Genomic DNA, 24,437 nt, shown 5'->3' with positions numbered 1-24,437 from the left:
CTTTAGGATGCAAAAAAGAAACCCGGTTTCTTATTCCCCGCAGACCAGCTAGAAACCGGGTTTCTTTTCGGCATATCACAGTTATCTGTTTTAAGCAAACAAGAAACCCGGTTTCTTCGTCCTCGCAGATAACCTAGAAACCGGGTTTCTTTGGTGAAAATGTAGGGGCGAATGGCCATTCGCCCCTACTGTTAAATCCCAACAAGAAACCGGGTTTCTTAATCCCCGCAGCTAACCCAGAAACCGGGTTTCTTAATCCCCGCAGCTAACCCAGAAACCGGGTTTCTTTTCGGCATATCACAGTTATCTGTGGAATCCAAAAAAGAAACCCGGTTTCTTAGTCCCCGCAGACCACCCAGAAACCGGGTTTCTTATTCCCCGCAGACCACCCAGAAACCGGGTTTCTTATTTAGAATATATAACGTATTGACAACATATCATACATAAAATAGTCACCAATACCCCTGCCAGCCCGTTGCCAATCTAATTAAAATAAGCCATAAAAACCGGACAGTTCTTTTTTATCTTTTCTATTCCCTATTGTCACCTCTAATAATCCCTATTGTTTTCTATTGTCACCTCTAATAATCCCTATTGTTCTCTCTAATGCTCCCTATAGTTCCCTCTATTGTCACCTCTAATGATCCATATTGTTCCCTATTGTAACCTATTGTTTCCTCTCCTAAATACTGGTGCTTCACCGTCCCTCGAAGTGAACAAAATTCATCGTAAAATCACCTAAAAGCGAAAAATAAAACTTAATAAATATTAAGCTATAAATAGCTATAACGCTTTGTAAATAAAGACTTTTGCTCCTCCTGACAAGTCAATATAAGCCGCTGAGATACTTTTGAACGAACCGCGATACTGGATGAAAAAAAAATTATCAAAGATTCTTGATGTAATCAGAAAAACCTGCTATAAATTTAAACAGCTTATTCCAGAGGAGCTTTGTCAAATAAATTGACATACAACAAACTCCTTATATATATATCAGGGTGTGTCTTGGGTAAATAAATTTATGGCTTTTATGCCTCACAAGGCGCGTTCAAATTAGTTAAAGATACATCAGTCATGTCTACAATCAATCACATCACCAACCCCAACTCACCCCAGGAAAAATATGGCGGCCCGGGCGCCGCTGCCCACCTTAGTGGGCAGCGGCGCGAATTGGTCATCATTGACCCCAACGTTGACCAATGGCAAATCCTCGCCGCCGGAGTCAAACCGGCCACCTTTGTCCATATCCTTGACCCCAACCGGAATGGTGTCGAGCAAATCAATGAAATCCTTGAAGAGAGAAAAGAGGGGAGAGGAGAGAGAAAAGAGAGTATCTTTTCTCTTCCCCCTCATCCCTCCTCTTCCCCCTCTTCTCTCTCTCCTCTTTCTCTGCACCTAATCTCCCACGGGTCACCGGGAACCCTCTACCTAGGCAACAGCACCCTAGAACTGGGCAACCTAGAAAAATATCGCTCCCAACTGGAAAAATGGCATATCGCCCATCTATATATATATGGATGTGAGGTAGCAGCCGGTGATGCCGGGGCAGAATTCCTGCAAAAACTACATCACATCACCCAAACCTCAATCTACGCCAACCCCCACCTCACCGGCAACACCGCATTAGGCGGCACCTGGGAACTGCAACAAATTCACCCCTGCCCCCCGGTCGGTGAGCGAAGCCGAACCGCTGCTCCCCTGCTCGATGGCGGCTCCCCCTCCCCCCTCTCCCCCCACACCCTCACCACCTACCCCCACACCCTCGGCTTCAGCGCCCAAACCACCTTTGCTGTGGGAGACAGTCCGCAGTCCGTCACCGTAGGAGACTTTAACGGCGATAAAAAACAGGACTTGGCGGTAACAAACCTCATTAACAACAACGTCTCAGTCCTGTTAGGGGACGGCAGTGGCGGCTTCAGCCCCCAAACCACCTTTGCCGTGGGAGCCCTTCCGGTTTCCGTCACCGTAGGAGACTTTAACGGCGATAAAAATCAGGACTTGGCGGTAGCGAACTTTGGCAGCGCCAACGTCTCAGTCCTGTTAGGGGACGGCAGTGGCGGCTTCAGCGCCCAAACCACCTTTGCCGTGGGAGCCAATCCGCTGTTCGTCACCGTAGGAGACTTTAACAACGATAACAATCAGGACTTGGCGGTAGCGAACGGTGGCAGCGACAACGTCTCAGTCCTGTTAGGGGACGGCAGTGGCGGCTTCAGCGCCCAAACCACCTTTGCCGTGGGAGCCAATCCGGTTTCCGTCACCGTAGGAGACTTTAACGGCGATGAAAAACAGGACTTAGCGGTAGCGAACCGTTTCAGCGACAACGTCTCAGTCCTGTTAAGGGACGGCAGTGGCGGTTTCAGCGCCCAAACCACCTTTGCCGTGGGAGACGATCCGCAGTCCGTCACCGTAGGAGACTTTAACGGCGATAAAAAACAGGACTTGGCGGTAACGAACGTTAGCGACGACAACGTCTCAGTCCTGTTAGGGGACGGCAGTGGCGGCTTCAGCACCCAAACCACCTTTGCTGCGGGAGGAGATTCGTTTTCCGTCACCGTAGGAGACTTTAACGGCGATGGCAAACAGGACTTGGCGGTAACGAACGTTAGCGACGACAACGTCTCAGTCCTGTTAGGGCTAATCTTGTAGGGGTTTTGATTCATGCAGTAGAACCAAGCTTAATAAAGAAAAATCTTTCGATTGCAGTAGCTAGGACTTTAACCCCAGGGTATGGTTGCTTTTTGGTAGGTGCAAAGCCGACAATTTTGGCCACAGCTAAGACAGCATCACGTATAGAGATGATTTTTTTAGAAGATACTTTTTCTAACAGAATCACCTCAGACTCATCAAACAGAATACTGGCACTTTGGTCTGGGTTTTCTCTGACGGCATAAGTAAGAGCGAGAATCTGCCAAGCCACGACCGAATAAAAAGCCAAGGAGTTAATCAATGTCTGAATATCATCTTGCTTGTAATTTTTCCACCTGTAAAGCACCAGACTTAAGAGTGTAATGAAAGCGTTCTACCCGCCATCGCAGGGCATAAAATCGAGTCACCCTTTGGACATTACTGGTAGTGGCAATCGGAAGACTGGTCAGTAAATACCATGTGGCTGCATCTTCTGAACAGAAGATATCTTCGTTTGTTTTGGGATCGATACAACCGATCTCTTGGGCGACCACCAAAGATAAACCTTGGGTTTTATGCTTGTTGGCACTCAAATTTTTATCTGGATAAACATTGACTGCCCCTGCCCGTAAGCGAAGAATCAGTTCTACTTCCCGGTTTTGACGATAAATGCGTACTCGTTGGGTTCCATAGTCGGGCAAGTGAGACGACACATCGGGCAATTGGCAGACTATATTACTGCTGACGATTTCCAAATTACGAGCTTGATATACCCTGACGAGCAGATCTACATTTGTCTTTCGTTCGGCTTTAAAAAAACTAAAAACATCTCCTTCTCTATCTTCTACGGTCACAAAGCGTTTGCTCGATTGACTGGCTTGCTGATTGATGGCATTCAACCCCTTGAGCCATTTACTACTTTCTTTTTCTCCTTCTGGCAGGTCTAAACCTCCGTCTCGAGTCCAGTATTGTTGTCCTAAGAGTCCTAGGGGTAAACCTTGTTCATTGAGCAGTAGTACATTATGTTGCATCAATCCTCGGACATTCCCTTGTATTACCCCTAACCCAGACATTTTTTTATGTCCTGAGTAGTTGTAATAAGTTGTGTCTTGCGCGGCGATCACATATTCCCCAACCGTTGCTTCGGCTCGTTCCATCGTTGCCTGAATGTGTCCTGACAACATGATCTCTTGATTCATTTCTGGATGAGCAAATATACCCGCTACTGTTTGACGAAAACTGTTACCCATACACTGGGAAAAAGATAGATTCGGCTTGTTAATCGCCAAGTTGTATGCTTTTTCTAGACTTTTTTTACCTGGGGTCGAAATTTTCCTTGGGTGATAAACTCTGTCATGGGATGATTGCCTCAAGCACTCCGGGAATTTTCATCTTAGCTGATATAGCAATCCTATTTCAATCGTAATATTTTTGTCGGGGCAAATCCTTTTGCGCGGTGGCAAGCCCCTGCGCGTTTAGGGGTAAGCTCACGCTTGCCAAACCTGTTACCCCTACAATTCCACAACTGATATAGGACTGCTATATCGGATCAATCGCGGATCTACACGCAGAGGTTTGCTTAAGACCGTGAGTGTGTTGAGCAAACCCCTACAAGATTAGCTGTTAGGGGACGGCAGTGGCGGCTTCAGCACCCAAACCACCTTTGCTGCGGGAAGATATTCGTTTTCCGTTACCGTAGGAGACTTTGACGGCGATGGCAAACAGGACTTAGCGGTAGCGAACGGTGGCAACAACAACGTCTCAGTCCTGCTAAACAATCCCCCCAAAATTACCTCAGTCACCGCCACCACTGCTAATGGTAGTTACAAAGCCGGTGACACCATTGCTATTACCGTTACCTTTGATGCGGCTGTCACGGTTGATACAACAGGTGGCACCCCCCGCCTGCAACTAGAAACCGGCACCACTGACCAATATGCTACTTATGATAGTGGTAATGGCGGTAATATCCTCACCTTTAACTATGTAGTGCAAGTTGGGGATAGTTCTGCGGACTTAGAATATTTCAGCACCACTGCCCTAGAGCTAAATGGGGGGACGATTAAAGATAATTTAACTGTAGATGCCATCTTAACCCTCCCTGCCTTAGGTTCTGACAACTCCCTCGGTGGCAGCAAAGCCATAGTTATTGATACAGTTGCCCCCACCTTAACCCCAGTCACCATTGCATCCAATAATGCCAACACCGCATTAGCCAAAGTTGGGGATGCAGTGACAGTTGCTTTTACCGCCAGTGAAACCCTCGGTGGTACACCCACTGTCACCATTGGTGGTCAAACTGCCACAGTGACGAATAGCGGGAACAACTACACCGCCACTTATACTCTGCAAGCCGCAGATACCGAAGGAAATTTACCGATTAATATTACCTTTACGAATGCTGCGGGCAATGCGGGAACGGCGGTAACGGCTACTACCAACTCCAGTAGTGTCACTTTTGATCAAACTGCCCCAACTGTTGCTTTAACTTCCACTGCTGCAACTCCTGTTAACGGGTTATTTACGGTTACTGCCACTTTCAGTGAAAATGTCACCGGTTTTGATATCTCAGATATCACAGTTGGCAACGGAACTGCCAGTAACTTTATGGCAGTTAACGCCACTACTTACACCTTTGATGTTACTCCCGCTGCTGATGGTTCGGTGACAGTAGATGTTGCTGCTTCTTCAGCAACGGATAGTGCAGGTAATAATAATATTGCTGCCACTCAGTTGACCCGGACAGCGGATATTAACGATATCCCCACTCTGAGTGATATCACCAAAACTGGCCTTGAAGATACGGATATCACTTTTGCTGCCACTGACTTTACGGATAAATTCTCAGACCTAGAAAAAGATAGCTTATCCAAAATTAAAATAACTTCACTTCCCGATAACGGCACTTTGAAGTTAAACGGAACTGCTGTCACTGCTGCCCAAGAAATTAATGCCGCTGATTTGGGTAAATTAACCTTTACTCCCAATGCTGACTTTAATGGCAATGTCAGCTTTACTTGGAATGGTTCTGACGGCAAGACTTATGCTGTTGCTGCGGCTAAAGTTGACCTGATAATCAGCAATGTTGATGAACCTCCGGTTGATGAACCTCCGGTTAACAGCGGTCTATTCACCGTTTCTCCCAGTCAAGTTCTGCCTTTCACTGGTCTGAGCAGTATTTTGCCCTCAGAAAGCAGTAATAATAGCCAAAATAATACTACTTTACCCGAACCTTCGGCTATTCCTCCCGAACCCACTATTGATTTAGTCAATATTTCCTTTACTGCCGTAGGAGCCGATAGTGCAGATAATATTGATGGCACACCTAATGATGATGTAATTAGTGGTCAAAGTGGCAATGATGTGATCCGTGGTTTGCCCGGACGAGATGCCCTATTTGGTAATGATGGAGATGACGAAATTTATGGCAACCAAGGGGCAGATTTGTTGCTGGGTAATCAAGGTAAAGACATTATCTATGGTGGTCAAGGCAATGATTTAGCAATGGGTGGTCAAAATGATGACTTAATCTATGGCGATTTAGGTAGCGATACCTTGATTGGTGATTTAGGTGATGACAAATTATTTGGGGGCTCATCTAGCCCTGGTTCAGTCGCTAGTGATGCCGGTGATTTGCTATTCGGAAAAGATGGCAATGATTTCCTGCAAGGCAATGCGGGAGATGACTCCATTTTCGGTGGCAATGGGGATGATACCGCCCGTGGTGGTCAGGGTGATGACCTAATTCATGGTGATGCGGGCGCTGATATTTTATATGGCGATAAGGGCAATGATAGCCTGACCGGAAATGCCGATAATGATGTGTTTTATGGCGGCGAAGGGAATGATTTCCTCTGGGGAGGAGATGGTGAAGATTTCCTATTTGGAGATGAAGGCGATGATACCCTAATTGGTAATGCAGACAAAGATTATTTTGTCCTGCAATCTAGCTTTGGCTCTGATACAATTCTGGACTTTACTAATGGTATTGACCTAATTGGATTAGCCGGTGGTTTAACCTTTGACCAGTTAAGTATTACTGGCAGTAATGGGAATACTTTAATTGCCAGTGGCAATGAATTGTTAGCCACATTAACGGGTGTTGATGTTGGTTTGATTGATAGCGCTGATTTCACTTTAATGGTGTAAGGAAGTTAGAAACCGGGTTTTTTTCTTTGTGTCCTTTGTGTCTTTGTGGTGAAAATAAACCACAAAGGCACAAAGGACACAAAGAATATCTCTCTGTGTCCGGCAGAGTTCAGTGGTAAAATTATCTCTAAAAATGCTTGACAATTTCTTAATAAATGGATAAGATATAGTCATCAAGAATAATTCAGGTTTATTCGGGCCGGAAACACATCCAACAAGCCCAAACGATACCTGGGAGTACCCGGCCCGGAGTGGTTCAAAAAATAAGAGCAAAAAGCCCTTATTCTCTCCGGGCCAGGTAAAATCCCTAACTCGTTTCCAAACTCACTTCGGGAAGCCCCTGTGAGGGGCTTCCTCCTGCCCAGAAATACCCAGAAACCGGGTTTCTTTAAGAAACCCGGTTTCTTAGTCCTCGTAAGCCCTAAGAAATTGCGATCGCCTCGGTGGTGAAAAAAGGCTGGTCAACTTTTCCCGTTGTAGGATCGGGCAAAGGTTGCATCGATAAACGCATCTCATTCATTTCCACCATGCCAAAAATTGTGGCAAAAGAAACATCCGCCGCATCTCGTCCAGTGCCAATGCGAATAATGCTAGTTTGAGGCACCAACCGGCTGGGATCAAACAGATACCAGCGATCGCCTAAATAGGCTTCAAAACAAGCATGAAAATCTGGAGGATTTAAGCCATAAGCATAAGCATTAACAAACCGAGCAGGGATATTTAATGCTCGACAAAAAGCTATTGCTAAATGGGCAAAATCCCGACAAACTCCCACTCTTTCTGTGGCTGTATCATAAGCAGATGTATGATGGTCGCTACTCCCAGATAAGTAGATAACTTTTTGACAAATCCAATTACAAATAGCCGTAACTCTAGAATAGCCTGGAGTCAGGTGTCCAAATTCAGAAAAAGCCAGATTAATTAACTGATCCGATTGACAGTAGCGACTCGGTAGCAACAGGGGTAAAATTTCCAACGGTAAATTAGCGGGAGTCACTTCTTGAAGCTCATGGGGATCCTGCAAGAAATGATGTAGTTCTACGATCGCTTGATAGCTGATTTCCATTTGGCATTTCGGAGCATTTAATCGTAAGTAACGATTGCCATTAAAAGGATTATTATACTCTTCTATTTCTAAGCGGGGATAAATCTCTAATTTTTCTTGTTCAACTTGCTGATACTGATTATGAACCACCCCAATGTTAAACACAAATGTACTCGGTTCATAGATGCTGTAAACTAGGTGACAACCCAATTCAAATTTCATCATAAGCTTGGCTCAATTAATCTTATATTAATATTCTGTAGTTATTTATTTTATCCCTTTGTTCTGTCTGCGTATGGTGGGCAACGCTCGCAATATATGATTTTCCCGGTTTAACTGGGTTAAATTTGCTATTTTTCTAGAAAATGTTTAGAATGACATCAAACCTAGGATAAAATTTTTCCATGAGTCAACTGTCTAATTCCCATCCTTCTAAAGGCTTTGATACCCGGTGGCTGTATTCCTTCTGGAAATTCTCTCGCCCCCATACCATTATCGGCACCAGTTTAAGTGTTTTCGGATTATATGCGATCGCGATGGCCTTAACTCCTGCGGCTACATCTCCTTCTATCTTACCACTAATTACGGCTTGGATTGCCTGTTTATGTGGAAATATTTATATTGTCGGATTAAATCAACTAGAAGATGTAGAAATTGATAAAATTAATAAGCCTCATTTGCCCATTGCTGCGGGAGAAATTTCCCGGCAACAAGCACGGATAATTGTCAATATTACTGGAATTTTTGCTTTATTATTAGCGGTACTGGGCGGCCAGTGGTTATTGGCCACCGTGGGGATTAGTTTATTGTTAGGGACGGGGTATTCTCTGCCACCAATTCGGTTAAAGCGGTTTCCTTTTTGGGCAGCTTTTTGTATTTATACGGTTCGGGGAATAATTGTTAATTTAGGGCTATTTTTACACTCTCTCTGGTTGTTAAATCATGGTAAGGATTTACGGCACTTTTATCAGCTTTCGATTCCCCCTGAAATTTGGGCATTGACTCTATTTATTTTAGCCTACACTTTTGCGATCGCCATTTTCAAAGATATTCCCGATATTAAAGGTGATCGAGAATATCATATCACCACATTCACCATTCACTTTGGGGCCAAAGCGGTGTTTAATTTAGCCCGTTGGGTGTTAACCGGATGTTATTTGGGTATGGTGATCTTGGGATGGTGGTTTCTGCCCGGAGTTAACCCAATTTTTGTCGCGATCGCCCATATCACCGCTTTAATCATTCTCTGGGGGCGTAGTTTATCCGTTGACTTAGAAAATCAAGCCGCGATCGCCGCATATTATCAATTTATCTGGAAATTCTTTTTCCTGGAATACTTGGTATTTCCCGTCGCTTGCTTTTTGGCTTAAATAATCTGTGATTTAATCTGTAATTAAATCTGTGATTAAATCGCCGAATATTTGTTACATTGAAACAAATTTTTGAAGTGATTTCCCAACATGATTGGAGGAAAACCAACCATGAAACGTGGAAGGCAAACCTATATTGGCGATCGCTCCCCGCTAAAATTGTGGGTAAATTAACCCTGAAGCCGCTTTTTTCCTGAAAAACACGGGGGGGTATATAACCCACAATTTTAGTTGAGAATTACGACCAAATTTAATTGCCCTGGTGATAGTTTCATCATCAGATGGTGAGCGATCGCTACCGGGCAATTCATGGCTCCACCACATCAGATTAAGATGAAAATTAAGCGCTCATTTCCAGCATCCGCTGAATCGGTCGCAAAGCCGCAATCCGAATATCTTCTGGTAAAGTAATTTCTGGAGAGCGATTTTTCATACAAAGATATAATTTCTCTAAAGTATTCAGCCGCATATAAGGGCATTCATTACAAGCACAATTACTCGTAGGCGGTGCCGGGATAAAAGTTTTATCATTGGCTTGCTTACTCATTTGGTGAATGATGCCCGGTTCAGTGACAATAATAAAAGTTGAACTAGAACTTGCTTGGGCATACTTCAATAAAGCGGTTGTTGACCCAATATAATTCGCATGACGGAGTACCGGCGCTTCGCACTCTGGGTGAGCGATAATTTCCGCTTCTGGATGTTGAATTTTCAGTTGGACAATTTTCTTTTCAGAAAAGTTTTCATGGACAAGACAGCTACCCTGCCAGAGCACCAAATCTCGCCCGGTTTGTTCCATAACATAGCGACCAAGATTGCGGTCTGGGGCAAAAATAATCGGTTGATCTTTGGGAATTTGGCTGACAATTTTCACCGCATTAGAGCTCGTGCAAATAATATCGCTCATGGCTTTAATGCCAGCAGAACAGTTGATATAAGAAATTACCTTATGATCTGGGTGGGCAGCTTTGAATTCGGCAAAAGCGTCTGGGGGACAAGTATCCGCTAAGGAACAACCAGCATTTAGGTCGGGCAAAAGCACCAGTTTGTCAGGGTTGAGAATTTTGGCCGTTTCCGCCATAAAGTGAACCCCAGCAAAGACAATTACATCCGCGTCGGTGTTGGCAGCCCTGCGGGAAAGTTCCAAGGAGTCGCCGATATAGTCCGCAATGTCTTGAATTTCTGACTCTTGGTAGTAGTGGGCGAGGATGACGGCGTTGAGTTCTTTTTTCAGGGCGGCGATCGCTTCATAGAGGTTATCCGGCACTTGGTTGCCTGCGGTGGCATCCCGTTCTAGAAATGCAGTGGTAAACATAGTTGGTGGTTGAGTTGAGTGAGTGGTTGAGTGAGTGGGTGAAACCCTACTTTTTGCCTGTGTTTGGTAATTATAGTAGTTTTTACCAAAATTGGCGAATCTTTTGATACATCTGAGACCTTCCCAGCCCGAACCGCCAATCAGCAACCCTCAACCAACCACCAACAACCATCAACCAACAACAAATAACCAATCAGTTACTTAGCTGCCAACAAAAAGATACTCACCACCGCCAAAAATAACCCTACATAGCCCTGGGAAGACAAAGGCGGTTGATGCAACACAAAAGTCCCCAGTAAGTTATGCAAAATTAAGCCACAACTGCCCATTAAAGCGGCAATTAAGCCTAACTGGGCATTAGACCAAAGATAAAGCTGCCCAGCTATGCCAATAATCCGCGTCACTGAGAACAGTAAAAACCAGGGATGGGAAAAGCTGCTGCTATCAAGTCCCCATTTGCTCAGGTAGCCAGCGGCTGGCACTTCTCCCAAGATAAAAATTAACTGAGTCGCTAAAGCAATTACCACAATTTTGTTCATAGGTTTAGCCCAAATGGTATTGAAATTGTCTTAACCAAATTGTGGCCTATTTTTTCAAATAAAACCATACATAAAATTACCGTAAAATACAGCTTTTTTATCAAAAAATAAAATTACAGTAAATTACAGCCAAATACAGCTTTTGATGAAAAACAGTTAAATTACAGCAAATTACAGTCTTTATCCAATATCAGGCTAAAGTATAGACAAATTTTATTTAAGCAATTAAGCTATTAATATCTACCTAGGTTGGGGAGCAAATTATGTTAGACTTGAGAAAACTTAGCAGCAGACTATTTCTGGGTATTGTAGTTATCGTTCCGACGACGCTGCTCTCTACTCTGACTGGAGGGATTACAGGCGCGATCGCCAACATAGCAACTGCCATAATCACGCCGGACATCAAGCTCCTGCTAGAAAAATGGATCAACAAATATAGAGGTAAACCAATGGCTGATATTGATCTGAACACCGCGTTACGCTTTGTAGAGGAATTGCCTCTTCAGCATCGAGAGGGGCAAGGACTGACTGACCTAGAAAGAGCTATTTTCCAGGGGATTTGGCAAGGCAAAGCCTTCAAAGAAATCGCCCAAGACTGTCCAGGGGTAACGCGAGAACATCTGAGCCGTAATGTAGCTCCCAAACTATATAAGTTCCTGTCCGAAGCCACAAAGGAAAAAGTTAGGAAAAAAACGCTGAAAAGTGCCATCAACCGAGCTTATGCCCGCGCTCAAGAAGGACTTGATATCGAAACCTTGGTGAAAACTACCCGGGCAAAAGTCAAAGACTATATTCAAGACGAATGCGGCACCATGAAGCTTTTGAATATGCCCCAGCCGATTGGCTTGGATGATATCTACACTGAGGTAAATATCCTGGAAAGAGTGACCTCTAGAACTTGGAGAGAATTAGAGACATTGGCCAAAGATTGTCAGTCAGAGGATGATTGTCAGTCAGAGGATTCTGACCGTTTGGGCTGTGGAGCAATTCAAAAATCGCGAGTTCCCGCCTTAACAGCGGTTGAAGACCATGAAAAGTTATTTGTGTTAGGGAAACCTGGAGCGGGAAAAACCACGTTTTTAAAGCATTTGGCTATTCAGTGTAATTCCGGGAAATTTAAGCCGGACTTAGTGCCAGTATTTATTACGTTAAGAAATATCCCGGTGGCTGAAGGTCAACCTAGTTTACTCACTTACATCCAAAAATGGATGCAGCTTAAGGGCGTGACCTCTGAACAAGTGGTGACATTGTTAAGTGAAGGCAAGGTTTTTCTGTTACTGGATGGGCTGGATGAAGTCAAAAAAGAAGCAAGTAAGCGTCTGATCGATCAAGTTCCGGAGTTTCTGCGAGACTTTCCTAAAAATCCCTGTGTGATGACCTGCCGAATTGCCGCCTACGAATGTATTTTTGATAAGTTCACCGAAGTTGAGGTGGCAGATTTTGACGAGAAACAGGTTAAGGATTTTGCCCAGAAATGGTTTACCAAGGAATTTCCCGATCGCGCCCAAGACTTAATTGAGAAATTCCATCAGAAGCTAAATGCTAATAAACCGAGTAAAGAACTAACAAGCAATCCCTTGCTTTTAAGCCTTTTGTGTTGGGCGTTTGCGGAGTCAGGACAACTTTTCCAGAAACGTTCGCAACTCTACAAAGAGGCATTAGAATTGCTCCTGGAAAAGTTGGATCTTCAGCGGAATATTGAGCGGTCAGAACTTTACGAAGGTTTAGACAGTCAGCAGAGAGCGGATTTACTGAGTTATTTGGCTTATACTACTTTCACCCAAGGTAAGCTTTTCTTTGACCAAGAGGAAATTCAAGGGTATATTGTTGAGTATATCCGCAATTTACTCCATGCTCAAACTGATGCCAATGAGTTGCGCGGGAATAGTAAATCGGTGCTGAAAGGAATTGAAGCCCACCATGGGATTTTAGTCGAAAGAGCCCAGCATATTTACTCATTTTCTCACTTGACCTTTCAAGAATATTTTACGGCTCGTCAAATTGTCAATAATACCGACCCTGATACCTTGCAAGAGACTTTTAACACCTTGGTGAGTCACATAGCGAATAAGCAATGGCGCGAGGTGTTTCTCTTAACTGTGGAAATGCTGACCAATGCGGATTATTTGCTCAAGTTAATGAAGCAAAAAGTTGACCAAATTGTGGCGGGAGATGAAGATATCCAAAACCTGCTGGTATGGTTAAAGGAAAAGGCTGATTCAGTTGAGCATCCTTATAAACCAGCGGCGGTTCGAGCCGATTATCTTGAGCCAGCTTTAGATGGTTATTTGCAACATTTTTTATGTGAAGATCGCGGCTTGTCCTACGAAATAGTGATCGATGTATTTCTCAAAGTAGATTTGGGGATTGCTTTAAACCAAAATCTCCAAGATCCCAGCGTCATCAAAAAATTTCAGGGATTAGACTATGGACTCGATCGCACGATTGATGAAAACCTTGACCGGGATTTGTATTTTCCGCTTAAACCGGGTCAGGTTGAAGATCGAAATGGCATTCTTGCTTATGCTACAAACCGGAATGCCCCAACAATTCTCAATGACTCCTTAGCTATTTTAGAGAAAAATGGCCGCGACCCTGAACTCAAAGCAGCACTGCAAAAGTTAAAAAGTCAATTACCGTCATACTCTGACTCAGCAGCCCTTGATCAATGGTTCCACCAAGATGAAGGAAAAGCCTGGACGGAACAGTTAAGAACGGTGATGATTCAGTATCGCAATGTCGGTCACGATTGGCAATTCAGTGATGGACAACACCAGCTATTAAAGGATTACTATAATAGCAATCTGTTGCTAGTCCAATGTTTGCAACAAGCTCGCCTTGTGAGTCGCGAAGTCCGAGAAGAAATCGAGGCTACTTTGTTATTACCGCAAGCGGAACTTAAGCGAGGTTAACCCCATCTGATTTTGGGTCTGGGGTTGCCGTCTGTGGTTTATAGTAATCTGTAGGTTGGGTTGAGGAACGAAACCCAACATAAGAATCTACTCAGGCAATAAAACGGTTTGTTTCACATATAGTAATTTCAAAAAATCTGTTTATTTAAAATTACTATATATGTCAGGTACTATATATGTCAGGGCGAAGCATTCGGGTAATAAATTTTTGATTTTTTCCTGTAGATTCTTTGCCCGAATGCTTCGCCCCTACAGATTCAATAACCAATAACCAATAACCCCTATTTATCCTTATTTCCTGTAGGGGCAGGGGCGACCACCGCCATCGGATCGCCCCTACAAAAATATTACGATTGATTTAGGACTGCTATATATTCGGGAATTTGCTTAAATACTCTTATTCCAATACTCTAAACCCGTGACAATGACATCTTCTAGCCACTTTTGGAAACGGGGAATCAAATTTTCTGATTCATCAGCGTAGGAAAATTGAAAAGGTGAATCGGTTAAAGGCTGAAGATCGCTAATAGTAGGTTCCCCTTCTTCACCATTATCTCGATGATAAGCACAGGCATTACAGATAAGTAAACCACGGTATTCATGGCCGAGAACATGAAAAGAAAGAAGAACCGTTACGGATGTTTCTATATTAATCACCAACTGAATCCAAGTGTGATAGTTCCGCAGGTTGGCAAAATATCCTAATTGTTTAGCGGTTTCCACCACTTGATAGCGATGGTAATGAGATCGCCGATCGCCAACGGGGGCAGCAATTGTGAAAACTGCCGCATCACTTAATAAATTTTGGACAGATAGTTTAATGTCATCAGCAATTTCCTGGAAGCGCTGAGAAGCGATATCAAATAAAATGGCAGCAAAACTTTCTGATTTCTGACATTTTTCCTGAACCGAAGCTAACTGATTTTGTTGCAATTTATCCGCGATCGCCGCCAGAATGACTTGGGCTCTTCTAGTCTCTGATAGCACTTGCTCTGATAAACCAAGGCTTCTTAAAAATGCTTGCTTTTGACTCTTGGCAAAAAGATTAATTAAACTCGACAAATCACCGCGATCGGCATCTTCCAAAGCGGCAATATAAACGGCGCGATCGTCACGGGTTATCACCAAAGGAAACCAACTCGCTTGAATGAATACTAAACTCGCTAAACAACGAGCTACTCGACCATTTCCATCTTGAAATGGGTGAATTTGGGTAAACCGATGATGCAACCAAGCCGCCTCAATTTCAGGAGTAACTTTTTGTTCTCGATGTTGATGATGTAATGCTATCAATCGATCCATTTCCGATGCCACTTGTTCGGGAGGACAATACTCGTGAATCGTGCCATCAGGTCTTAGGGGGTTATTCGGTTGACGTTTCCAGTCGCCTTTAATTAAAGAAACCTTAAAGATTTTTCCCTGTTGATTTAAGGCTTCTGTGCTGTCCTGACTCTGAGTTAAAACTTGATGTAACTGCTTGATATAAGAAGTGGATAGATTTCTTTGTCCCCCAACAAAATCAAATAATCCCTCAATGGCAGCTTCTTGGTCTTTAATCAGGGAAACTACCTGTTTAACTGGAATATCTGTAGCTCCGTGAGGAATTAATGCCTCATTAATTCCCTGTTCGATTAATAACCGAGTGATGCCGCGATCTATGGTGTACAATCGCTCAATAATTCCCGTTTCAATCGCGATTTCCCGTCGGAGTTTTTCGCTGAAAGTTTGAAACTCTCCAGATTGCCGCAAGCGATCTGCTTGCTCGTTCCAAACCGTGACTAGAGGTGGCAATTCAACACTGGCTAAATCTTGCCAATTGGATGATAAATCTTCGATGGGTTTCCACAGCATAAAGTTTGCAGTTACATACTGACAATATTGTAATACCATTTACCAAAATTTATGCATAGGGGCACAAGCATTGCGCCCCTCAACCAACAAACAACAACCAACAACCAAAGAATCCCTACCCAACAACCAACAACAACCAACAAAGAATAACCCCCCTGACAACAACAGGGAGGTTTGGGGCATCGTTAGGAATGACTGATGCAAAAATGATATCAATTGCCGGTCAAGATTTCCCGAATTTTCTAAGCGGAAACCAGAGAAGCTAAGGGATTAGGAATCGAAGCAGAAGGAGCATCAAATTTGCCCACAACCACATATTCTAAACGCAGTTTCAACCAAGTAATAAACTGGGGATTCGTAGAAATCACCGCCACTGATGGCTGAGGCACTTTTGCTTTAATATCCTTCATTTCTGGGGCTTCCAAAAAAGCCGGTTGTTTGACTAACCAAAAATCAATTTCTTTGTTAGTTTCTTGATAGTGGCGAGTGCGTTCTTTGAGCACTTCTTCAAAGGGTTCTTCTTCTAATAAGAAACGTTGACTCGCTAAGACATAATGATAAGTTTGCATAGTTTTTGACAATTTGATTGACGATTAATATATGGGTTAGTTGTTGGTGGTTGGTTGGTGGTTGGTGGTTGGTGGTTGTTCGGTAGGGATTCTTTGGTTGTTAGTTGGTGGTTGTTAGTTGTTACTTGGTGGGTAGGGATTCTTTGGTTAATGGTTGTTAGTTGGTGGTTGTTGGCAAACAACAAACAACAATCAACCAACAACAATCAACAATCAACAAACAATCAACAATCAACAATCAACAATCAACCAACAACCAACAACAATCAACAATCAACCAACAACAATCAACAATCAACCAACAACAATCAACCAACAACCAACAACCAACAACCAACAACAAAGAACAAATTAAACTTCGCCTCTGATGGCTTGTTTCATTTCTCGGACCGCTCGCTCCATGCCGACCAGAACAGCACGAGAGATAATTGTATGTCCAATATTGAGTTCTTCCATGCCTTCGATGCAAGCAATTGGGCGCACATTCCAATAGGTTAGACCATGACCGGCATTGACGCGCAAACCCATATGACGAGCTTTTTGGCATCCTTGGGTTAAAATTGCCAATTCCTTCGCCTGGGCGATTTCGCCTTTGGCTTCCGCATAAGCCCCAGTGTGCAGTTCAATGAATTTGGCGCCAGTCTTGGCGGAAGCTTCGATCTGTGCGTCATCGGCATCAATAAATAGGCTGACGGGAATGCCTGCGCCTTGTAATTGGGACACGACCTCGGTGAGGCGATCGCATTGACCGGCGATATCGAGTCCTCCTTCGGTGGTCACTTCTTCTCGACGTTCCGGCACCAGGGTTACATAGTCTGGCTTAATGTCGAGGGCAATTTGCACCATTTCTGGGGTAGCTGCCATTTCCAAATTCAAATGAGTCCGCACCGTTTGCCGCAACAAACGCACGTCACGGTCTTGAATATGGCGGCGGTCTTCCCGCAAATGCACCGTAATCCCATCAGCGCCTGCGAGTTCCGCCAACACGGCGCCCGCTACGGGGTCAGGTTCTACGGTGCGTCTGGCTTGGCGAATGGTAGCAATATGGTCAATATTTACGCCAAGTGTAGGTTGTTGGGACATGGTTTTGAAGGCAAATTTTTACTTAGATTTTAACGGAAAAGCGTTGCCTGGGCTGAGTAATTTTTATCAGATAAACTACCCGTTATAGCGGTAGCAATGCGGGTTACAGAGGTTTTCTGGATTCCCGCCTGCGCGGGAATGACAGGTTTTTTTTGTACTTCGCAATGCGGATTACAGAGGTTTTCTGGATTCCCGCCTGCGCGGGAATGACAGGTTTTTTTTGTACTTCACAACTCTGACAAGTGCTATATTTCAGCAAAAGCTTAATAAGCGAATGAACCAACCCAGGCGACGATTACCCCTAAGATCGAACCGACCAACACTTGAAAAGGTGTATGGCCAAGAATTTCTTTAAGACGGTCTTCGGTAAATTGATGATCTTCAAATAACTCGATAATTTGGTTCAGGACACGAGCCTGATCCCCAGCAGCCCGACGAACTCCAGCCGCGTCGTACATGACAATCACCGCGAAAATGGTCGCCAGGGCAAACTCAGTGCTTGACCAACCCACGGTTTGACCGATACCGGCTGCCAGGGCGGTGACTAGGGCTGAATGAGAACTCGGCATCCCGCCAGATTCAACCAGTAAGTGAAAATTAAGCTGGCGATTTTTCACCAACTCGAAAAAGAGTTTTAAGAATTGGGCGAGTAAACAGGCAATCACCGCAACCAGCAAGACCCGGTTGTCGAGGATATGGCCAAATTCCTTCATGGGGTATTGCACCTTTTGTGAGTTTCGATTAGGGAGCCTTGAATAGCCTAGCATTTAGGTTAACCTGTCGCTGTCCTAACCAGCTATAACCGGACACAGGAATGTGCTGCTACGTCCGTCTGTATTGCCTAGTAAGTTCGACTGGTGATAAAGTCCGCGATCGCGCATAAGGGCATCCCCTGCTGACCAAACGGTGCTAACTGGGCTTTTGCCTCGGCAACTAGCTGAATAGCCTGCCGTTCCGACTCTTCTAGCCCCAAGAAACTGGGATAAGTTGCTTTTTGGGCTGCCAAGTCTTTCCCGGCACTTTTACCTAATTGCTCTTGGGTTTGAGTGATATCGAGAATATCATCAATAATCTGAAAGGCCAACCCAATATTTTGAGCATAACGAGAAAGTCTTTGCAAGGTTTCTTCACTAGCGCCGCCCAAAATCGCCCCACAAAGCACACAAGCTTCTAATAAAGCCCCAGTTTTATGGGTGTGAATAAAATGCAGGGTTTCCAGAGAAACATCTGGTTTGCCCTCAGACTCGATATCCACCACTTGACCGCCCACCAGTCCAGCAGCGCCAAAAGCCCGCCCCAACTGAGTAATCACCTTTAATACTCGTTCCGCTGGGACATTTTGGGTTTGACTGGCGACAAATTCAAAGGCTAAGGTCAACAAGCCATCTCCGGCTAAAATGGCAATATTTTCCCCATAAACTTTATGATTGGTCAGCTTGCCACGGCGGTAATCATCATTATCCATTGCCGGTAAATCGTCGTGAATTAAGGACATGGTGTGAACCATTTCTAAGGCGCAAGCGGTGGGCATGGCCATGTCAATAGTTCCCCCCACCAGTTCACAACTGGCTAAACATAAAATAGGTCGTAAACGCTTGCCCCCAGCCATGAGGGAATAGCGCATAGATTCATAAATTTTTTCGGGATATTCGACTTTAATCGAAGCATCTAAAGCCGCTTCAACTAGCTTTTGCCGTTCTTTTAAATAGGCAGATAAATCAAATTCTACATTAGTCGAATTGGTTGATAATTTTTCGGTTTCTGCGATCATGTTTTCTTTTTGTTGGTTGTTGGTTGTTGGTTGTTGGTTGTTGGTTGTTGGTTGGTTGTTGGTTGTTTGTTGTTGTTTGTTGATTGTTGATTGTTGTTGGTTAATTGTGTTTTTCGGCTGACATTTCCACCAATAACAAACAACAAACAACTAATAACAACCAACAAATAACCAACAACAAACAACAAACAACTAACAACAAATAACTAATTAAATCTTAAATCCCATTCGCTGACTGTAGCTCCAAACGGTATTTTCTAACAGCATGGCTACGGTCATTGGGCCAACACCACCGGGAACGGGGGTGATGAGTTGGGCTACTTCTTGGGCGGATTCAAAGTGAACATCCCCAGTCAGACGGGATTTTCCGGCTTCATTGGTGACGCGGTTAATGCCTACGTCAATGACCACTGCACCGGGTTTGATCATGTCTCCGGTAATCATTTCCGCTCGTCCGATCGCCACCACTAATATATCTGCCGTGCGAGCCGTAGCCCCTAAATCTGCGGTTCTGGAATGGGCAATGGTGACAGTGGCATTGGCTTCTAAAAGCATCAGGGCGATCGGTTTGCCTACCAGGATACTGCGACCAATCACCACCGCTTGTTTGCCTTTGGGGTCAACATTATATTCTTGCAGTATCCGCATCACCCCAGCGGGAGTGCAACTGCGTAAACCCGGTTCTCCGCGCATCAAGCGGCCCATATTGGTGGGATGTAATCCATCCACATCTTTATCGGGATCGATTTGGTTGAGTAAGGTTACAGAGTCGAGATGACCGGGCACCGGCAGTTGTAGCAAAATTCCGTCTACCCGATCGTCTTGATTTAATTCCGCGATCGCTCCTTGGAGTGTAGCCAAAGAAACATCTTCGGGAAAATGACGCCCAAACGAAGCTATTCCCACCTTGGCACAAGCTGTTTCTTTATTTTTCACATAAGCCGCACTTGCGGGGTTATCCCCCACCATCAATACCGCTAGACCAGGGGGGCGGGTATTTGGGGGGCGGCTGTCAATGCGCGATCGCAAATCACCCTGAATTTTTTGGGCGAGAGCTTTTCCGTCTAAAATTTTGGCAGTGTTCGAGTCCATCACAATTCAACCTGGGTTGAAATCCTCGCAAGCTGTCCTGGGCATTTGACCGCAGCATTTCTCTCCGGCACGACTCAGCACAGCCTGACTAAAATTGCCTTATTAGTTTCGCATATCCTGCCAGAGTTATCGCAATCACTCAGGAGTAATTACCTCAGGAGCAATTATCATAGATAGTTCTGTCGTTCCGATGCTAAGGCTATCTTTACCCGTTCATACTCAGTCCAAAGCTTACTGACCATATCAGGGACTTCAGGGGTTAAAGGTTGGCTTTTGTCTTTTCCCGATCGAGCCTGGGATTCCAATTTCTTGCAAATGTCACCGAGAGGCATTGCTCCCAGACTAAAACAGATAGATTTTAGGGTATGGGCATTATGTTCTAGACTGTCTAGATCGTTGTCGGTGACGGCAGCAGAGATTTCCGTCAGCAGCGAGGGCGCATCTTCTAAGTAACTATCAATCAAATCGATCATAAATTCGGCTGACTCTGGATCGCTAGGATCGCCTAAAGCGTGCAGAACCGCGCGATCGAGAGCTAAGGGCTGCTCTAAAGAACTTTGGGCAGAGTTGCGCTTAACTTCATAATTATCATTCATTGCTTGGTTTTTTCCTATGGTTTTAGTCAATGCTTTTGATAAAGCGATCGTCTCCGTTGTTTCTTCTGATGTTTCTTCTGACTTTTGCGGTGAGCATTTTCGCAGTGCTTGACTGAGTTCTTCTAGACGAATTGGCTTGCTCACATAGTCGTGCATCCCAACATCAAAACACTTCTGACGGTCTTCTATCATCGCATTAGCGGTCAATGCAATAATATATGGAACTTGTGAATGATTCCAATCTTGATAAATTTTCGCTGTGGCTTCTAATCCATCCATTTCCGGCATTTGCATATCCATCAAAATCACATCATAATGCTGACGGTGCAAGGCTTCCAAGACTTCCAATCCATTGGCGACCACATCAGCCCGATAGCCCAGACGGGCTAAAAGATTGACGGCAACTTTTTGGTTAACAACGTTATCTTCTGCTAACAAAATTCTTAACGGATTTTTTTGCCCCAGGGTGGTATCAATCAGCGGTGGTGCCATTAAGCGATCGACCGCCACTTGTGGTTGGGCGCCAAAAATTTTCAGCAGCACATGATAAAGATGCGATTGTTTAATTGGCTTGTACAAAAAAGCCGCTAAATTCAACTCCTCCGCGTTAAAATCCTCAATTTCTGACATCGCTAGGGAGGTTAAGATAATCAGCGGTAAGTTTTGGTAATTGGGTAATTGGCGAATTTTTTTGGCCAGAGTTAACCCATCCATTTCGGGCATTTGCATATCCAAAATGGCTAAATCAAAATGTTGTTCTTGGGTTAACCAGCCGATCGCCTGGATGCCGGAAATCACCGTGAATGCTTCCATTTTCCAAGATTCTATCTGCAAAGATAAAACTTTACGATTGGTGGGATTATCATCCACAATTAGCACTCGTTTCCCATCTAATTGGGGATGTTCATCTTGCAGATAAGCTGGGGCGATCGCCTCACTTTCCTCAGCCACAATTTTAAAATAAAAAGTCGATCCTTGCCCCATTTGGGTTTGCACCCACATCGTCCCCCCCATCATTTCACTTAAGCGCTTACAAATCACTAAACCTAAGCCAGTACCGCCATATTTGCGCGTGGTAGAAGCATCCACTTGACTAAACGGTTGAAACAACCGTTCCATTTTATCTGGAGGAATGCCAATGCCGGTATCTTTCACCGAAAATTCGATTTCATATTTTCTGGCTTGGTTTTTATCAGTTTCATCTGGTCGGCGTTCTAATTTTTTGCTGGTGACACTGACTAAAATTTCCCCTTTCTCGGTAAACTTAATCCCATTGCCAATCAAGTTGACTAAAATTTGCCGAATCCGCGTGGATTCTCCTAGAATTGAATAAGGACATTTAGGATCTATATGACAAGTCAATTCTAGTCCTTTTTTGATCGCTGATGTACTCAATAATTTGAGCGCATCTTCTATACAATTTCTTAAATCAAAAGGATGAAACTCTAAATCTAGTTTACCCGATTCTATTTTACTAAAATCTAGAATATCATTAATAATTGTTAACAAAGAATCGCCGCTAATTCTAATGGTTTCTACCCAGTCTTTTTGTTGCTCACTCAAAGGGGTATCCAGCAATAAACTGGTCATGCCAATTACCCCATTCATGGGAGTTCTAATTTCATGGCTCATGGTGGCCAAAAATTCACTTTTAGCGCGAGTTGCTTCCAACGCTTTGTCCCGGGCTTTTTCTAATTCTGCGGCGGCAAATTTGCTTTCTAGTGCCGTACCAACCCATTGGGTCATTAATTTTAACAGTTCGTGATTCACCGATGCAGAAGCACCGTCATTATTTGGGGCAGAATCTACTTCGGTACAAGATACTTCGGTACAAGATAGTTGGGTACAAGCTACTTGGTTAGAATCTCCTTGGGTACAAGCTACTTCGGTACAAGCTACTTGGTTAGAATCTATTTGGGTACTGGAAAAACTCAAAGTGCCATAAACACTTCCCCCGACGATTACTTGCGCCCCGAAATAAGATTGTACGGGGACTTGGTAAGAAGCGGCAAAAGCAGGATTTCTAAACCAATCATTGCCATTGGATTTAATATAAACTGATTCGGAAGCTTTAATCGTTTCTCTGCAATAAGTATGATTTAAATCAAAAGTAGTTCCCCTGTGAATTAGCCGATTGGGATCGTGTACGGCGATTACTTCATACTCTTGGTAATCTAGTTTACTTTTCGCCAGTTTTATCCGAGCCAAAATGCCAATTTCCATATTAAACCAACCGCAGCCCATCTTCAATAATTCCTCTAATTTTTGCTCTATAGTTCCTTCTTTTGCAGCGGTGAATTGATACAGTTCGCGAATGATGGCTTCACTGTGCCGTAAGGTTTCTTCTGCTAAAATGCGATCGCCAACTTCTTTTTTTAGTTCTTGATTCCGGCGCGATATTTCTTGGGTTCTTTCTTCAACCAAATCTTCAATTTTTACCGTTCGTTTAATATTATTCCAAAAATACAAAGATAACAACCAAGTAAATAGAAAACCCGTTGCCAAAATGCCCCATGCCAGCCAATAATTTTCACTGAAAATATACGCAGATTTCGCCACTAAAACCAGTCGCCATGTTCTTCCGGCGATGGGAAGCACTTTGCTAAATTTAAATTTATCGTTAACTTGGTTAGATGAAATCTGTTTGATTATGTTTTTTTCCTGTTGATAATTTTCGGAATTTATGCTGAAATCAATATATAAAAATTGTGGGGTTTCTTTGGTTGATTCATCTAAAAGATATACCTCAATTATTTGAGACTTTTCCGGAAAATTGGCTAAAGCATTTTCGATCGCCCTGCCAACGCTAAACACTGCCGCGACATATCCTTTTAATGCATTGCGGCGATTTTCTAAAGAATTGAGCAAAATATTTTGATCGTAAACAGCTTTAAAAATCAAAAAACCCAGGTTATCCCTAGTTTCTTGAAGCAGTTTAATCCCTGGAGTTGCTACCATTTTTCCCGTATCTCTGGCTTGATTTAAAGCAGTCTGTCGAATCGGATCAGAAGCCACATCAAACCCGAAAGAAGCCTCATTTCTGGCGTAAGGTTGCAGATAATACACTGGGTAATATTCCAGGCGATCGCCCGCCCGGAATTTTTCTCCCAGTCCCACTTGTTCCCAGATTTCAAATTTAGCATAACCCTCCGCCCTGGCTGTTTGCTCAAAGGCCAGCCTTTGTGGGGCGGTAACTTTCGGGATCCATTCGATGGATTGAATACTGGGATAACGCTCAATAAACGGCTCCACAAATCGCTGAAATTCCTGTCTGTTTACATTATCCGATGCATGATAAAAACTTTGAAGAGATAATATTAAATCTAGACTTTGATTAAGTTGCTGCTCGATCGCGATCGTGTGCAAACTCGCTAATCGTTCAAATTCCTCTTGCTTTGTGGCTTTTTCTAAATTTCCGATCGTCAAAAAACCCAACACAGAGAACACCGAACCCATGACAATGGTGATGGCGATCGGCAGATATCTTTTGGTAGATTTAATCTGAATAATCCACTTCATT

Annotated in this window: 18 protein-coding genes and 1 pseudogene; 6 read left to right on the top strand and 13 right to left on the bottom strand. The window is 43.9% G+C overall.

The window, feature by feature from the left end; translation table 11 throughout:
• Positions 1–2 precede the first annotated feature (2 nt).
• On the bottom strand, positions 3–179 hold the full coding sequence (locus ABWT76_RS20385) for a hypothetical protein (RefSeq protein WP_156331648.1): 177 nt from the start codon (positions 177–179) through the stop codon (positions 3–5).
• A gap of 895 nt (positions 180–1,074) precedes the next feature.
• On the opposite strand from ABWT76_RS20385, the gene ABWT76_RS20380 reads away from it, so the two are divergent.
• Positions 1,075–2,646: an FG-GAP-like repeat-containing protein gene (locus tag ABWT76_RS20380; RefSeq protein ID WP_354634873.1), complete on the top strand. Its 1,572-nt coding sequence runs from the start codon at positions 1,075–1,077 to the stop codon at positions 2,644–2,646.
• Between the two features lie 10 nt (positions 2,647–2,656).
• Here ABWT76_RS20380 and ABWT76_RS20375 read toward each other — a convergent pair whose 3' ends face one another.
• Both ABWT76_RS20375 and ABWT76_RS20370 read right to left on the bottom strand, forming a co-directional pair.
• Positions 2,657–2,947 (bottom strand): hypothetical protein, encoded by a 291-nt coding sequence (locus ABWT76_RS20375; protein WP_054470484.1) that lies wholly within the window; start codon positions 2,945–2,947, stop codon positions 2,657–2,659.
• A 10-nt stretch (positions 2,948–2,957) separates the two neighbouring features.
• Positions 2,958–3,875 (bottom strand): IS4 family transposase, encoded by a 918-nt coding sequence (locus ABWT76_RS20370; protein WP_054470481.1) that lies wholly within the window; start codon positions 3,873–3,875, stop codon positions 2,958–2,960.
• Positions 3,876–4,245: 370 nt separating this feature from the next.
• On the opposite strand from ABWT76_RS20370, the pseudogene ABWT76_RS20365 reads away from it, so the two are divergent.
• Together ABWT76_RS20365 and ABWT76_RS20360 are read left to right on the top strand one after the other, a co-directional pair.
• Positions 4,246–4,383, top strand: a pseudogene (locus ABWT76_RS20365) (FG-GAP repeat domain-containing protein); the annotation flags it as partial.
• Between the two features lie 231 nt (positions 4,384–4,614).
• On the top strand, positions 4,615–6,774 hold the full coding sequence (locus ABWT76_RS20360; protein WP_354634872.1) for an Ig-like domain-containing protein: 2,160 nt from the start codon (positions 4,615–4,617) through the stop codon (positions 6,772–6,774).
• A gap of 421 nt (positions 6,775–7,195) precedes the next feature.
• Here ABWT76_RS20360 and ABWT76_RS20355 read toward each other — a convergent pair whose 3' ends face one another.
• Complete coding sequence (locus tag ABWT76_RS20355; RefSeq protein ID WP_354636426.1) at positions 7,196–8,041, bottom strand: transglutaminase family protein; 846 nt, start codon at positions 8,039–8,041, stop codon at positions 7,196–7,198.
• A 182-nt stretch (positions 8,042–8,223) separates the two neighbouring features.
• Here ABWT76_RS20355 and ABWT76_RS20350 point away from each other — a divergent pair, with 182 nt between their 5' ends.
• Complete coding sequence (locus tag ABWT76_RS20350; RefSeq protein WP_054465220.1) at positions 8,224–9,189, top strand: homogentisate phytyltransferase; 966 nt, start codon at positions 8,224–8,226, stop codon at positions 9,187–9,189.
• Between the two features lie 340 nt (positions 9,190–9,529).
• Here ABWT76_RS20350 and nadA read toward each other — a convergent pair whose 3' ends face one another.
• Complete coding sequence (gene nadA / locus ABWT76_RS20345; protein WP_354634871.1) at positions 9,530–10,504, bottom strand: quinolinate synthase NadA; 975 nt, start codon at positions 10,502–10,504, stop codon at positions 9,530–9,532.
• A gap of 197 nt (positions 10,505–10,701) precedes the next feature.
• Positions 10,702–11,043 carry a hypothetical protein gene (locus ABWT76_RS20340; protein ID WP_354634870.1) on the bottom strand — a complete coding sequence of 114 codons (342 nt, stop codon included), beginning with the start codon at positions 11,041–11,043 and terminating at the stop codon, positions 10,702–10,704.
• A gap of 263 nt (positions 11,044–11,306) precedes the next feature.
• On the opposite strand from ABWT76_RS20340, the gene ABWT76_RS20335 reads away from it, so the two are divergent.
• The gene (locus ABWT76_RS20335) at positions 11,307–13,955 is read left to right on the top strand and encodes an NACHT domain-containing protein (protein WP_354634869.1); all 2,649 of its coding nucleotides are present in this window, start codon (positions 11,307–11,309) and stop codon (positions 13,953–13,955) included.
• 387 nt (positions 13,956–14,342) lie between these two features.
• On the opposite strand, the gene ABWT76_RS20330 is transcribed toward ABWT76_RS20335, so the two are convergent.
• Together ABWT76_RS20330 and ABWT76_RS20325 are read right to left on the bottom strand one after the other, a co-directional pair.
• Complete coding sequence (locus tag ABWT76_RS20330; protein WP_354634868.1) at positions 14,343–15,845, bottom strand: Fic family protein; 1,503 nt, start codon at positions 15,843–15,845, stop codon at positions 14,343–14,345.
• A 203-nt stretch (positions 15,846–16,048) separates the two neighbouring features.
• A complete protein-coding gene (locus ABWT76_RS20325) occupies positions 16,049–16,375 on the bottom strand; it encodes an MgPME-cyclase complex family protein (protein ID WP_054465222.1) in 327 nt (108 codons plus the stop codon).
• 154 nt (positions 16,376–16,529) lie between these two features.
• Between ABWT76_RS20325 and ABWT76_RS20320 the strand changes: the two genes are divergently transcribed.
• On the top strand, positions 16,530–16,730 hold the full coding sequence (locus ABWT76_RS20320) for a hypothetical protein (RefSeq protein ID WP_156331573.1): 201 nt from the start codon (positions 16,530–16,532) through the stop codon (positions 16,728–16,730).
• Here ABWT76_RS20320 and ABWT76_RS20315 read toward each other — a convergent pair.
• The 5 genes from ABWT76_RS20315 to ABWT76_RS20290 form a co-directional block, all read right to left on the bottom strand.
• A complete protein-coding gene (locus ABWT76_RS20315; protein WP_054465223.1) occupies positions 16,727–17,458 on the bottom strand; it encodes a pyridoxine 5'-phosphate synthase in 732 nt (243 codons plus the stop codon). The two genes, ABWT76_RS20320 and ABWT76_RS20315, sit on opposite strands and share 4 nt — an antisense overlap.
• A 263-nt stretch (positions 17,459–17,721) precedes the next feature.
• The gene (locus ABWT76_RS20310; RefSeq protein WP_054465224.1) at positions 17,722–18,171 is read right to left on the bottom strand and encodes a divergent PAP2 family protein; all 450 of its coding nucleotides are present in this window, start codon (positions 18,169–18,171) and stop codon (positions 17,722–17,724) included.
• A 128-nt stretch (positions 18,172–18,299) separates the two neighbouring features.
• Complete coding sequence (crtE, locus tag ABWT76_RS20305) at positions 18,300–19,229, bottom strand: geranylgeranyl diphosphate synthase CrtE (protein ID WP_190877315.1); 930 nt, start codon at positions 19,227–19,229, stop codon at positions 18,300–18,302.
• A gap of 210 nt (positions 19,230–19,439) precedes the next feature.
• Positions 19,440–20,321, bottom strand: coding sequence for a bifunctional methylenetetrahydrofolate dehydrogenase/methenyltetrahydrofolate cyclohydrolase FolD (folD, locus tag ABWT76_RS20295; protein WP_054465225.1), 882 nt, complete (start codon positions 20,319–20,321; stop codon positions 19,440–19,442).
• A 167-nt stretch (positions 20,322–20,488) separates the two neighbouring features.
• Entirely contained in the window at positions 20,489–24,436 is a 3,948-nt protein-coding gene (locus ABWT76_RS20290; protein WP_054465226.1) for a CHASE domain-containing protein, read from the bottom strand.
• Between the last annotated feature and the right edge of the window lies 1 nt (position 24,437).

Source organism: Planktothricoides raciborskii GIHE-MW2 (assembly GCF_040564635.1).
Classification (GTDB): Bacteria; Cyanobacteriota; Cyanobacteriia; order Cyanobacteriales; family Laspinemataceae; genus Planktothricoides; species Planktothricoides raciborskii.
The sequence above is the reverse complement of the archived record's forward strand: the minus strand, read 5'-3'. Positions and strand labels throughout refer to the sequence as shown.

Excerpts from the sequence above, each read along its gene's own strand:
- ABWT76_RS20290 (WP_054465226.1), bottom strand. The coding sequence starts at position 24,436 with ATGAAGTGGATTATTCAGATTAAATCTACCAAAAGATATCTGCCGATC.
- ABWT76_RS20355 (WP_354636426.1), bottom strand. The coding sequence starts at position 8,041 with ATGAAATTTGAATTGGGTTGTCACCTAGTTTACAGCATCTATGAACCG.
- crtE (WP_190877315.1), bottom strand. The coding sequence starts at position 19,229 with ATGATCGCAGAAACCGAAAAATTATCAACCAATTCGACTAATGTAGAA.
- ABWT76_RS20310 (WP_054465224.1), bottom strand. The coding sequence starts at position 18,171 with ATGAAGGAATTTGGCCATATCCTCGACAACCGGGTCTTGCTGGTTGCG.
- nadA (WP_354634871.1), bottom strand. The coding sequence starts at position 10,504 with ATGTTTACCACTGCATTTCTAGAACGGGATGCCACCGCAGGCAACCAA.
- ABWT76_RS20335 (WP_354634869.1), top strand. The coding sequence starts at position 11,307 with ATGTTAGACTTGAGAAAACTTAGCAGCAGACTATTTCTGGGTATTGTA.
- ABWT76_RS20370 (WP_054470481.1), bottom strand. The coding sequence starts at position 3,875 with ATGGGTAACAGTTTTCGTCAAACAGTAGCGGGTATATTTGCTCATCCA.
- ABWT76_RS20380 (WP_354634873.1), top strand. The coding sequence starts at position 1,075 with ATGTCTACAATCAATCACATCACCAACCCCAACTCACCCCAGGAAAAA.
- ABWT76_RS20350 (WP_054465220.1), top strand. The coding sequence starts at position 8,224 with ATGAGTCAACTGTCTAATTCCCATCCTTCTAAAGGCTTTGATACCCGG.
- ABWT76_RS20315 (WP_054465223.1), bottom strand. The coding sequence starts at position 17,458 with ATGTCCCAACAACCTACACTTGGCGTAAATATTGACCATATTGCTACC.
- ABWT76_RS20340 (WP_354634870.1), bottom strand. The coding sequence starts at position 11,043 with ATGAACAAAATTGTGGTAATTGCTTTAGCGACTCAGTTAATTTTTATC.
- ABWT76_RS20330 (WP_354634868.1), bottom strand. The coding sequence starts at position 15,845 with ATGGTATTACAATATTGTCAGTATGTAACTGCAAACTTTATGCTGTGG.
- ABWT76_RS20325 (WP_054465222.1), bottom strand. The coding sequence starts at position 16,375 with ATGCAAACTTATCATTATGTCTTAGCGAGTCAACGTTTCTTATTAGAA.
- folD (WP_054465225.1), bottom strand. The coding sequence starts at position 20,321 with ATGGACTCGAACACTGCCAAAATTTTAGACGGAAAAGCTCTCGCCCAA.
- ABWT76_RS20385 (WP_156331648.1), bottom strand. The coding sequence starts at position 179 with ATGGCCATTCGCCCCTACATTTTCACCAAAGAAACCCGGTTTCTAGGT.